The organism is Leisingera sp. M527, assembly GCF_025141525.1.
Classification (GTDB): domain Bacteria; phylum Pseudomonadota; class Alphaproteobacteria; order Rhodobacterales; family Rhodobacteraceae; genus Leisingera.
On the sequence record NZ_CP081037.1, the window covers coordinates 1888862 to 1901070 of the forward strand.

Genomic DNA, 12209 nt, shown 5'->3' on the forward strand with positions numbered 1-12209 from the left:
TCAGCGAACCACAAAGACCGAGCAGTCCGAATGCCGGATCACCCGGGCTGCATTGGGCCCGAGCAAATAGTCCTTCAAGTCCGGCTTATGCGCGCCGATCACGATCAGCCCGCTGCCCGCCGTTTCGGCCACCTTCAGGATCTCCTGATAGGCTTTGCCGGTGGCCACCAGATGGCGCACCTTGGCATTGCCTTCCTCTCCCAGCACCTTGATGCAAAGATCACGCAGCCGCTGGGTGGTGTCCTTGACCGCTTTTTGATGGTGGTGTTCCTCAAAGAAGCCCGACACCCAGCTTTCGCCAAAGTCCGGCAGGACGTTGACGACATCCAGCTGGGCGCCGTCCAGATCCGCCAGCCGGGCGGCCTGGGTCAGCACTTTTTCGTCGGACGCCGGATCACTCAGTTCCAATGCACACAGTACGGGTTTGTTCATGCCGCTACTCCTTCCTGTTCACGCGCACGACCGCGCTGCATCATTGCAATGAGGGCCACCAGCAGCAGCGCAGGGATAAAGATCAGCTCCTTGGGCAGCTGGCTGGCCGGGGCCTGGATCGTTGCAACCCGCACCGGTTCATCGGCGTAAAAATCAAAACTCTCCAGATTGGGTGCTGCCGGGGTGCCGAACATCGGCTCGTCCAGTTTCACAACCCCGTCTTCTTCCAGCAGCAGCAGCCCATAGGCATCCACCGCTTGCTGGCCGCCAGTGCCATCAGCGGTCAGGATCATGGTGGTGCCTTTGATCTCGGAGGTATCAAAATCAGGGCCTTCAACCGTGATCCTGAACTCCGCTCCCGCTTCCGCTTCGTCCAGGGCCTGAACCAGCTGGGCCGGCGGCACCTGCTCAAAGGGCGGCATCACCCGGTCCATGAAGAAGTCCGGCCGGAACAGCGCGAAGGCGGCGAAGATCAGCAGGATGCTTTCATAGATCCGGCTGCGGCTGACAAAATAGCCCATGGTGCCGGCAGTAAAGACCAGAATGGCGATGGTGGCCGATATCGCCACAAGGATGCCCTGTATCCAGGTCACATCGATCAGCAGAAGATCGGTGTTGAAGATGAACACAAACGGCAGCGCCACGGTCCGCAAGGAGTAGAAGAAGGCAATGAAGCCGGTGCGGATCGCATCGCCGCCCGACACCGCTGCCGCAGCAAAGCTGGCCAGCCCCACAGGCGGTGTCACATCCGCCATGATCCCGAAGTAGAACACAAACAGATGCACCGCGATCAGCGGCACAATCAGACCGGACTGGGCGCCGAGTTCGACCACCACACCGGCCATCAGCGAGCTGACAACAATGTAGTTCGCCGTTGTCGGCAGCCCCATGCCCAGAACCAGCGAGAGGATACCCACCATCACCAGCATCAGGATCAGGTTGCCGCCCGAAACAAACTCAACCAGTTCGGACATCACCTGCCCGACACCGGTCAGTGTCACGGTGCCAACGATCACCCCCGCAGTGGCCGTGGCCAGAGCGATGCCGATCATGTTGCGCGCGCCGTCGATCAGCCCGTTCCACAGGTCGTGGACGCCTTCCATAAAGGCATTGGCCATATTGCTTTGGCCGCGGAAAATCGCCTTGAGCGGTTTCTGGGTCAGCAGGATCACAAACAGCAGTGCGGTCGCCCAGAATGCCGACAGGCCGGGTGACTTCTGTTCGATCATCAGGAAGTAGACCAGAACGATGATCGGCAGCAGGTAATGCAGGCCTGCCTTATAGATCTCGCTCACAACCGGCAGTTCGACCTCTTTGGCGTTCGGGTCGTCCGGCACCAGATCGTCAACGCCGGAAGCCAGCCACAACAGGGCCGCATAGGCTGCGAACACAAGGGCTGCCAGTGTCAGCCCGGAGGCGCCCGGCATTGCCGAGGTGATCCATTTGACCGGGTATTGAACGCTATAGCAAAGGGCCGCAAAGCCGGCAAAGAACAGAGCCATGCCGCCAATGGTGCGGCCCATGGAAACAACGCGGTTGCCCAGCGTCGGCATGTTCCGCTTCACCGCCTCCAAATGAACGATATAGACCAGCGCGATGTAGGAAATCGCGGCGGGCAGGAAGGCATGGGTGATCACCTCGACATAGGAGATGCCCACATATTCCACCATCAAGAAGGCCGCAGCGCCCATCACCGGCGGCATGATCTGGCCGTTGACTGAGGAGGCAACCTCGACTGAGCCTGCCTGTTCGCTGGTAAAGCCCACCCGCTTCATCAGCGGGATGGTGAAGGTTCCGGTTGTCACCACATTGGCGATGGAGGAGCCGGAGATCAGACCGGTTGCGGCAGAACCCACCACGGCCGCCTTGGCCGGGCCGCCACGCAGGTGGCCAAGCGCACCAAAGGCCATTTTGATGAAGTAATTGCCGGCCCCGGCCTTATCCAGCAGTGCACCGAACAGCACAAACAGGAAGACAAACTTGGTGGAGACACCCAGGGCAATGCCGAACACGCCCTCAGACGTGATCCACATATGGCTCATCGCCTTCTTCAGGCTGGCGCCCTTCCAGCGGATGACTTCGGGCACCCATTCAGAGGAGCCAAAGAACACATAGGCCAGAAAGATAGTTGCGATGATCGCCATTGCCGGGCCAAGCGCGCGGCGGGCAGCCTCGAAAAGCAGGATCAGGCCCGCCAGCGCAAACCATTTATCCATGTCATCGGCAAGCCCGCCGGAATCGACGATTTTCTGATAGAAAATATAGCCGTACATGGCAATTACGGTGCCGGCCAGCGCGAAGACCCAATCCTGAATGGGAATATAACTCCGCGGGCTGGACTTCAGCGCCGGATAGGCGGCATAGGCCAGGAAAATGGCAAAGGCCAAATGGATTTGCCGGGAATTGTTCACCACACTGCCGGGCAGCAGCAGGTTGGAAACGGGTGAAGCCAGAATGACTTGGAACACCGACCAGATGACTGCGACGATAGCCAGGAACAGCCCCACACTTCCTACCGGATTACGGGCGCCTGCGTCTGAGGACGCGACAAGTTCCTGAAGCTCTTCTTCGCTGAGCGGCCGATTTCCCTGAGCATCGGATGCCATGGATAATCTCCCCTGTGGCCGCCGTTTTTCCGGGGCCTGAAATTTAAAGCCTGGGCAGCGGCCTCAGGCAAAACGGGGCGCCAAATGCGCCCCGTTCCTTATGTTGGGTGGATTACTCAATCCAGCCTTTTTCTTTGTAGTACTTGGCAGCACCGGGATGCAGCGGTGCCGACAGACCGTCTGCAATCATCTCTTCCGGCTTCAGGTTGGCGAAGGCCGGGTGCAGTTTCTGGAAGGCTTCGAAGTTTTCGAAGACGGAGCTGACAACGGCATAGACCGCATCGTCGGACACGTCCGCCGAGGTCACAAAGGTTGCGCCCACGCCAAAGGTCTGGGTGTCGTTGTCAGACCCGCGGTACATGCCGCCGGGGATGGTGGCGGTGCGGTAGAAGGAATTGTCGCCAACCAGTTTTTCAACCGCTTCGCCGTCTACGGTCACCAGGACCGAGTCACAGGCGGTGGAGGCTTCCTGAATAGAACCGGACGGGTGGCCAACGGTATAGATCATCGCGTCGATCTGGTTGTCGCAGAGCGCTGCGGACTGTTCCGCTGCCTTCAATTCGGTTGCCAGGGCGAAATCTTCCATACCCCAGCCTTTGGCGCCCATCAGCACTTCCATGGTGCCGCGCTGGCCGGAGCCCGGGTTGCCGATGTTGACGCGCTTGCCTTTGAGATCGTCAAAGGTTGAAATGCCGGAATCGGCGCGGGCCACAACGGTGAAAGGTTCCGGGTGCACTGAGAATACGGCGCGCAGACCTTCGAACGGGCCTGCTTCCTCGAATTTGGAGGTGCCATTATACGCGTGGTACTGCCAGTCAGACTGGGCCACGCCGAACTGCAGCTCGCCTTCGCGGATGGTGTTGATGTTGTAGACCGAGCCGCCGGTGGATTCGACGGCGCATTTGAAGCCGTGCTCCTTGCGGCCCTTGTTCACCAGACGGCAGATGGCGCCGCCGGTCGGGTAATAAACACCGGTCACGCCGCCGGTGCCAATGGTGATGTATTCCTGAGCAAATGCTGCGGGCGCCGCAAAGGACGCCGCCACCAATGCACCGATAGCCAGCTGGGTGTGTTTCATGATCAAGTCTCTCCCACTTGTCTTATGATTTGCAGCCTGGCGCGGAAGGCAGTGAAACCGTGGTTACGGTACCTGCACGGCCACGGAATTCGGCCCGCCAGACCGGGCATGTGCGGATTATTTCGCACGTGCAGAAGGGTTTCACCGGCACCCCGCCAAGTCAAGGGTGCTATCTATTGACGCACCCCGTAAACCCGCATTTTTCTCCTAATTGACGAAGGTTAGGTAATTTTCCCCGTCAAGGCCCGGGTGCATTCCGCCACCTCTGCACAAAGTTTTTTCTTGCAAGGAAAGTGACCGGTACAGCGATTCTTTCTGCGGGCAGCCGTGTTTCTACGCCACCTAACCTTGGCAGCCATTCCAGGCGGATTTTTGCAGCTTTGCGACGGTTTAAAAAACATCCTGGTGACAAATCATCCGGATGACGCTAATACGCACCACATAAAAATTGATCCGCGGTACTAAAAATTAACAAAGCGGACAGCATTAACGGGGAGCTTGCGGCAATGCTGCTGAGCCAAGTGATTACTGACAACCCGTCTTTGACGGATTTCTGGGCTTTGGAACGATGCGTTTCCGCTGAAGCCAGAAAGATACCCAGCGAGGCAAATGCGCCTTTGACCTGTGATGTGGAGCCGGAATTCCGCTGTACGCCACGGAAATGGGACCTGATCCTGTCGGCGGCCCATGACCGCGGATTGCGGGCGCGCCGCGCCTGATGCCCGGCTGATCGCAGCCAGCCCCGGCGGACCTTCGGTTCTGACGGAAGAAAAAACCCCGCCAGATGGACTGGCGGGGCGGGCTGTTTTACTCTGCCGGTTGGGCTGCCGGTGTGCGTTTGATGCGTTCGCGCATTCCCTGCATCATCGCATACAGCACCGGTACCACGATGACGCCAACCACGGTTGCTGCCAGCATGCCGCCAAAGACGGCAATACCGATGGCCCGCTGGCTGGCCGCGCCGGCACCCGAAGCAACCAGCAGTGGCACCACCCCCAGCAGGAAGGACAGCGCTGTCATCATCACTGCGCGGAAACGCTGTTTAGCGGCCTCCTGCGCCGCGTCGCGGATTGAGAGTCCGGCGGCACGCTGCTCCATCGCAAACTCGACAATCAGAATGGCGTTTTTCGACGCCAGGCCGATCAGCATGATCATCCCGATCTGCGTGTAGAGGTTGATGTCATTGCCGGCGATTGCCACCGCTGCCACCGCTCCGAACAGGGCTACGATCACCGACAGCAGGATGGCCACCGGCATCGTCCAGCTTTCGTATTGCGCGACCAGGAACAGATAGCCGAACAGCACTGCCATCGCCAGGATCACGGTAACCAGACCTGCCGAGTCCAGCTGCTGCTGCGCCGTACCGGTCCATTCAAAGGCATAACCCGGCGGCAGTGCCGTCGCGGCTTCCTCCTGCATCACCCGGATCGCATCGCCGGTGGACAGACCTGCCGCCGGCACAGCGGTAACAGTGGCCGAGCGGAAGATATTGTGCCGCTTCAGCAGCACCGGCCCCAGCACGTTTTCCACATCAATCAGAGTCGACAGCGGCACCATTTCACCTGACTGCGTCCGCACATACAGGCCGCCGATATCCTCGATCTTGTCGCGGTAGCTGCCCTCAGCCTGCAGCATCACCTTGTAGACACGGCCAAACAGGTTGAAGTCGTTGACATAGTAGGACCCCAAGAGTGCCTGCATGGTCTGAAACACCTCGGAAATCGGCACATTCAGCGTCTTGGCCTTTTCGCGGTCCAGATCGACAAACACCTGCGGCACATTGGCCCGGAAGGTTGTATAGGACTGGGCGATCTCCGGGCGCTGATTGGCCGAGTAGACCAGCGAGCCGACCGATTGCGCCAGATCCTGCGGTGTGCCGCCGGCGGTTTGCTGGATTGCCATTTCCACACCTGCGGACATGCCCAGACCCGAAATCGGCGGCGGGTTGAAGGCGACGATGCTGGCGGCGGCTTCCCCATTGGCAATGCCGTAGATCTGGCCAAGGATGGCATTGGGATGCAGCGCCTCGGTTTGCCGTTCATCCCAAGGGTGAAGGGAGGCGATGATCATGGCACCATTGGCCCCCGCCCCGTTCAGCAGGCTGAAACCATTCACCAGAACCGTTCCCTGGACACCGGGGATCTGCCGGATCTGCTCGTCGATCCGTCCGGTCACTGTCTCCGTCCGTCCCAGCGCCGCAGCGTCGGGCAGCTGCACATCCACAAACAGATAGCCGTTGTCTTCGGCAGGCAGGAAGCCCTTGGACGTAGAGTTGAAAATTGTGCCGGTGCCAAAGGCAACCGCCGCAATGATGGCCAGCCCGATCACCGGCAAACGCAGCAATCGGGTGACGATGCTCAGATATCCGCTGCGGACGCCGCCGATCATATTCTCGAACAGTGCCAGCAAGCCTTTTGGCGGGCCGGAGCGCGCCTTGAGCACAATGGAACAAAGCGCCGGCGACAGCGTCAGCGCGTTGACCGAGGAGATCACAACCGCAACCGAAATGGTCACCGCAAACTGCGAGTACAGCTTGCCGGTGATCCCAGGCATGAAGGTGACCGGCACAAACACCGCCAGCAGAACCAGGGTTGTGGCAATCACCGGACCGGTGATCTGCCCCATTGCCTTGCGGGTGGCCTCAGCCGGGGGAAGCCCCTCTTCGGCGATGATCCGTTCGACATTCTCCACCACCACGATGGCGTCATCCACCACGATGCCAATCGCCAGCACCAGTGCAAACAGCGAAATTGTGTTAAGCGACATGCCAAGCACCAGCAGGAAGGCAAATGTCCCGATCAGGGACACCGGGATGGCAATCGCCGGAATAATCGTTGCCCGGAAAGAGCCGAGGAAGATGAACACCACCGTGATCACCAGTGCAAAGGTCATCATCAAGGTGGAAATCACATCATTCAGCGACTGTTCGACAAAATCCGTGGTGTTGAACGGCACCGAATAGGAAACATCGTCCGGGAAATCCCCCGACAGCCGGTCCATCTCTGCCAGCACTGCCTCGGACACTGCCAGCGCATTGGCGCCGGGAGATTGGTAGACAGCCAGGATCGTCGCCGGCACGCCGTCGAAATAGCCCGAGGAACTGTAATTCGAAGCCCCCAACTCAACCTTGGAAATGTCCCTGAGCCGGACAGTGCTGCCTCCGTCGCCGGTGCGGATGACGATGTCCTCAAACTCAGCAACTTCAGTCAGGCGGCCCTTGGACTTGATGGTATACTGGAAGACCTGATCACCTGGAACAGGGGGCGCGCCCACCTGCCCGGCGGAGACTTCGATGTTCTGTTCACGCACTGCGTTGATAACATCGCCCGGCGAGATTCCGAGGCCTGCCATCTTGTTGGGATCCAGCCAGACCCGCATGGCGTATTCGAAATTGGTCAGGATATCTGCTTTGCCCACGCCGTCGACGCGGGCCAGGGCATCCTTGATGTTGATGGCGGCATAGTTTGACAAAAACACGTTGTCATACGAGCTGTTGGGCGATGTCAGGGCCGCAACCAGCAGCATGTTGGAGGAGCTTTTCTGTGTCACCACCCCGTTTGCCGTCACTTCGGCGGGTAGAGCTGCTGTTGCTTGCGCCACCCGGTTCTGCACGTTGACCGAGGCTATATCGGCATCAGTGCCGACTTCGAAGGTTACTGAGAGAGAATAGCTGCCATTGTCAGCCGACGTGGAGGACATATAGAGCATCCCATCCACCCCGTTGACCTGCGCCTCGATCGGCGCGGCGACACTTTTTTCCACGGTTTCGGCATTGGCGCCGGGATAGCTGGCGGTGACATTCACCACCGGCGGGGTGATTTCCGGGAACTGCGCCACAGGCAGCGCGAAGTAGCCGATCACCCCCATGACCGTCAGCACCAGAGAGATGACGATTGCGAATTTCGGTCTTGAAATGAATATGCTGGAAAACATTGCTTATTCTCCAGCCTGTGCGGCCATGACCGGGTCCACTTCGACACCGGGGCGGATCTTTTGCAGGCCTTCGACCACAACGGTTTCGCCCTTGGTCAGACCGTCCAGCACAATGATGCCGGTGCCCTGAACATCGCCAGTGACGATATAGCGCTGGGCCACCTGATTCTGATCGTCCACTACCAGAACAAACGGCCCCTGCTGATCGCGCTGGATCGCAGCCTGGCTGATGATGATCCGGTCAACTGCCTCCTGAGACTGCAGGCCGACGGTCAGAAAAGCGCCGTCCAGGATCAACCGGTGATCATTTTGAAACTGCGCCCGTACGGTGACGGCGCCGGTGGCTGGATCAACCCGGTTGCCGGCAAAGGCGATCCGGCCTTTTTCCTCCAGCTCGGCACCATTTGGCAAGACGACGAATACTTCCGGCGCGGTTTCAGTGTCAGAGCGTTCAATACCTTCGGCCTGAAGCTCCTGCAAAATCTCGACAAACTGCTTTTCGTTCAACGAAAAGGAAACATAAACCGGTGCTTCACGCACGATATTGACCAAAGCCGCGCCACTGGGGTTGACCACATCGCCGATGCTGACCTCGACCCGGCCGACCCGGCCCGAGAACGGCGCGTGGATTTCGGTATAGCTCAGATCCAATTCCGCCTGCTTGATCGCAGCCGCAGCGGCGCGCACCTGGGCTTCGGCCACCAGCTCATTAGCGCGGGAGGTGTCCCGGTCCGCCTCGGGCACCGAACCGCGTTCGAACAGTTCCTGTTTTCGGGCCAGATCCAACGAGGCGAGCTCCAAATTGGCCTCAGCCTGGGCCAGTTCGGCGCGGCGGCTTTCCAGCACCGCCTCATAAGCGCTGCGTTCGATGCGGAACAGCACGTCGCCCTTTTCCACCTCAGCACCGTCTTTGACCAGCACCTCCTCCAAGTAGCCGTTGACCCGGGCCATGATGTTTGCCTTGTCGATCGCTTCACCGCGGCCAATGAAGGTTGAGGTATCCTTGATCGGTTTAACCACTGCCTGCGACACCGAAACCTTTGGTGCAGCACCCTGCTGCGCAAACGCCGCATCCGAACTTACAAGGCCAACCGCTGCAATTGCTGCTAGTCCGGTCAAGCCGGTCAGGCCCCTGTTCCAGAAATTCTTCATCCTTGAGCCTTTCAATTTGACGAAAATAAACCGGGCGGCCGGTTTTCCGGTGCACCCGCTCGTTATAAAACTTAACCCTATTGAACACTGCGCGAGCTGCTGTCTGCAAGGAGCACGCGTGCTGGCCGGACAATTTCACTCAGAAACTCCGCGATAATCAAGCGGGCCTTTCCAACGAAACCTTGCGCGCAAGGCGCAATTCAGGGAAACCGGAAACAACTTGCCGGCCAATCCGGCACCGGCAGCTGCGCTGCAACGAAAAAGGGGAAACTCCGATGAAAGTGAATGGCACCCATTACCGCTCCCTTTGGTGGGATTATGATCACGATGCGCTGCAGATCATTGATCAGCGCTGGCTGCCGCATGACTTCCGTGTCCAGCAGGTAAACACGCTGCAGGAGTTTGCCGATGCAATTGTTGAGATGCGGGTGCGCGGTGCGCCGCTGATCGGTGCGACGGCTGCTTATGGCATGGCTCTGGCGATGCGGCTGGATCCGTCAGATGCAGCGATGGATCAGGCCTGGAGCTTTCTCAACGCCACCCGCCCCACCGCTATCAACCTGCGCTGGGCGCTGGATCGTTGCCGCAATCACCTGCGGCCGCTGGCAGCAGGCGAACGCGCCGCCGCCGCGCTGGTGCTGGCGCATGAGATCGCAGACGAGGATGTCGGGATCAACCGCAGCATAGGTGCGCACGGGTTGGAACTGATCAGGAAAATCGCCGCGAATAAGCCTGCGGGCGAGCCGGTCCGCCTGCTGACCCATTGCAACGCCGGCTGGATCGCCACCGTCGATTGGGGCACCGCCACCAGCCCGATGTATCAAGCGCATGATGCGGGCATTCCGATCCACGTCTGGGTGGACGAGACGCGTCCGCGCAATCAGGGCGCTCTGACCTCCTGGGAGCTGGGCAGCCACGGCATCAGCCACAGCTATATTACCGACAATGCCGGCGGCCATCTGATGCAGCACGGCCAGGTGGATTTGGTGATCACCGGCACTGACCGCACCACCCGCCGCGGCGATGTCTGCAACAAGATCGGCACCTATTTGAAAGCGCTGGCAGCCAAGGACAACAGTGTGCCTTTCTACGTCGCCCTGCCCTCGCCGACCATCGATTGGACTGTCGCGGACGGCGTTGCCGAAATTCCGATCGAAGAACGCAGCGAACGTGAAATCACCCATGTTCAAGGCAAGACCGAAGATGGCGCCATTGGCGTGGTTCAGGTCACCCCGGATGGCACGCCTGGCGGCAACCCGGCCTTTGACGTGACCCCGAACCGGCTGGTCACCGGTCTGATCACCGAACGCGGGATCTGCGAAGCCTCCGAAGACGGCCTGGCCAGGCTGTTTCCGGAAATGGCCGCCGCCAGATCCGCTTGAGACCGGAGGATTTTGCGTGAAGCCTCCTTATCAGGACAGCCGCGGGCTGCGGCAGGCAGTGATCGACGCCTGCCTGGAGATGAATGCCATGGACATCAATCAGGGCACTTCGGGCAATATCTCGGTGCGCGCGGGCGATATGATGCTGATCACGCCTTCCGGTGTGCCCTATGAAAAGATGACGCCCAAGGATCTTGTGAAGATACCACTGGACGGCAGCCAAGTACCGGACGGCCAGTTGAAACCATCGACTGAATGGCCTTTTCACCTGGCCATTCTGCAGGCCAAGCCCGCTGTCAGCGCGGTGGTTCACGCGCATCCTGTCTATTGCTGCGCTCTGGCAATGAACCGCCAGGCTATCCCTGCCTGCCACTATATGGTCGCGGCCTTTGGCGGCAACGATGTGCCGGTGGCAGATTATGCGCTGTTCGGCAGCCGGCAGCTGTCGGACAATATCACCCGCTCTTTGCAAAACCGCAGTGCCTGCCTGATGGCAAATCATGGTGCTGTCGCCACCGGAGAAAGCTTGCCGCGTGCACTCTGGCGGATGGGAGAATTGGAAGCGTTGGCAAAAGGTTATGCAGCGAGCCTCACAATCGGCAAGCCGCACATCCTGACTGAAGATGAAATGGAGGGAGTTACCGCTGCCTTCGCGGATTATGGTCTGAGGGACAGCCGCTGACGTTGCATCAGTGCAAAGCATGACCAATACGTGATTGCGGAATCTGCCGATGGAAGTGGGCAAAAAAGAACAAAGGCCTGCAGCAAGAACGCGCTGCAGGCCTTTGTTTTTATTGGTACCCAAGGCCGGACTCGAACCGGCACGCTGTCACCAGCGGGGGATTTTGAATCCCCTGCGTCTACCATTCCGCCACTTGGGCAACGTCCTTTTCCTAGCCAAGCCGGACGCCAAGGTCCAGAGGCAAAAAGGTACTTTACAGCCAAAAAATCAGCCCGTGGCAAATTCACCTGGCAGCAAAGGTTGACGGAATGCGGCGCGCATGCCACCTCATCTTGCAAAACCCGTTGAGGATGCAGGGCGCAGGATGCTGAAACCGCTATACAACCGGACGATGGCCCTGGCCGATCATCCAAAGGCGCTTTGGTGTTTGGCCGCTGTCGCCTTTGTCGAAAGCTCCGTGTTTCCGATCCCGCCGGATGTGCTGATGATTCCGATGATCCTGGCCCGCCCGTCCCGCGCCTGGCTGATTGCGCTAGTGGCCTTGGCGGCCTCGGTCGCAGGCGGTGTGCTGGGCTATGCGATTGGTGCGTTCTTTTACGAGGGCATCGGCCAGCCGGTGCTGGAGGCAATGGGCAAAGGCGATGCTATCGCTGAATTCAACACCCGGTTTAACGATTTTGGCTTCTGGGCTGTTCTAGGCGCCGGCGTCACACCGTTCCCCTACAAAGTAATAACCATAATGTCAGGCTGGACCGGTATGCCCATCGGCACCTTCATTGCCACCTCTATCCTCGCACGCGCATTGCGTTTTTTCATCGTCGCCGGGCTTCTCTGGAAATTCGGAACCCCAATCCGCGACTTTATTGAGCGCCGCCTGGGTCTGGTTTTCACGGCCTTCATGCTTGTCCTGTTTGGCGGCTTCCTACTGGTAAGGTTTATCTGAT

The 12209-nt window shown here is 59.3% G+C and carries 9 protein-coding genes and 1 tRNA gene; 4 read left to right on the top strand and 6 right to left on the bottom strand.

The window, feature by feature from the left end; all coding sequences use genetic code 11:
- From K3555_RS09490 to K3555_RS09500, 3 genes are all read right to left on the bottom strand, one after another.
- Positions 1-432, bottom strand: coding sequence for a universal stress protein (locus K3555_RS09490; RefSeq protein ID WP_260008281.1), 432 nt, complete (start codon positions 430-432; stop codon positions 1-3).
- Positions 429-3038, bottom strand: coding sequence for a TRAP transporter permease (locus K3555_RS09495; protein ID WP_260008282.1), 2610 nt, complete (start codon positions 3036-3038; stop codon positions 429-431). Before K3555_RS09495 ends, K3555_RS09490 begins: the two co-directional genes overlap by 4 nt.
- 112 nt (positions 3039-3150) lie before the next feature.
- Entirely contained in the window at positions 3151-4116 is a 966-nt protein-coding gene (locus tag K3555_RS09500) for a TAXI family TRAP transporter solute-binding subunit (protein WP_259992163.1), read from the bottom strand.
- A gap of 506 nt (positions 4117-4622) precedes the next feature.
- On the opposite strand from K3555_RS09500, the gene K3555_RS09505 reads away from it, so the two are divergent.
- Positions 4623-4835 carry a hypothetical protein gene (locus K3555_RS09505; protein ID WP_129370899.1) on the top strand — a complete coding sequence of 71 codons (213 nt, stop codon included), beginning with the start codon at positions 4623-4625 and terminating at the stop codon, positions 4833-4835.
- A gap of 88 nt (positions 4836-4923) precedes the next feature.
- On the opposite strand, the gene K3555_RS09510 is transcribed toward K3555_RS09505, so the two are convergent.
- Both K3555_RS09510 and K3555_RS09515 read right to left on the bottom strand, forming a co-directional pair.
- A complete protein-coding gene (locus tag K3555_RS09510; RefSeq protein ID WP_260008283.1) occupies positions 4924-8049 on the bottom strand; it encodes an efflux RND transporter permease subunit in 3126 nt (1041 codons plus the stop codon).
- A gap of 3 nt (positions 8050-8052) precedes the next feature.
- Positions 8053-9168: an efflux RND transporter periplasmic adaptor subunit gene (locus K3555_RS09515; RefSeq protein ID WP_260008284.1), complete on the bottom strand. Its 1116-nt coding sequence runs from the start codon at positions 9166-9168 to the stop codon at positions 8053-8055.
- 308 nt (positions 9169-9476) lie between these two features.
- On the opposite strand from K3555_RS09515, the gene mtnA reads away from it, so the two are divergent.
- On the top strand, positions 9477-10583 hold the full coding sequence (gene mtnA, locus K3555_RS09520) for an S-methyl-5-thioribose-1-phosphate isomerase (RefSeq protein ID WP_260008285.1): 1107 nt from the start codon (positions 9477-9479) through the stop codon (positions 10581-10583).
- A gap of 16 nt (positions 10584-10599) precedes the next feature.
- Positions 10600-11265 (top strand): class II aldolase/adducin family protein, encoded by a 666-nt coding sequence (locus K3555_RS09525; protein ID WP_260008286.1) that lies wholly within the window; start codon positions 10600-10602, stop codon positions 11263-11265.
- Between the two features lie 113 nt (positions 11266-11378).
- Here K3555_RS09525 and K3555_RS09530 read toward each other — a convergent pair.
- A tRNA-Leu gene (locus K3555_RS09530) sits at positions 11379-11464 on the bottom strand.
- A gap of 165 nt (positions 11465-11629) precedes the next feature.
- Between K3555_RS09530 and K3555_RS09535 the strand changes: the two genes are divergently transcribed.
- On the top strand, positions 11630-12208 hold the full coding sequence (locus K3555_RS09535; RefSeq protein WP_259992612.1) for a YqaA family protein: 579 nt from the start codon (positions 11630-11632) through the stop codon (positions 12206-12208).
- Position 12209: the final 1 nt, after the last annotated feature.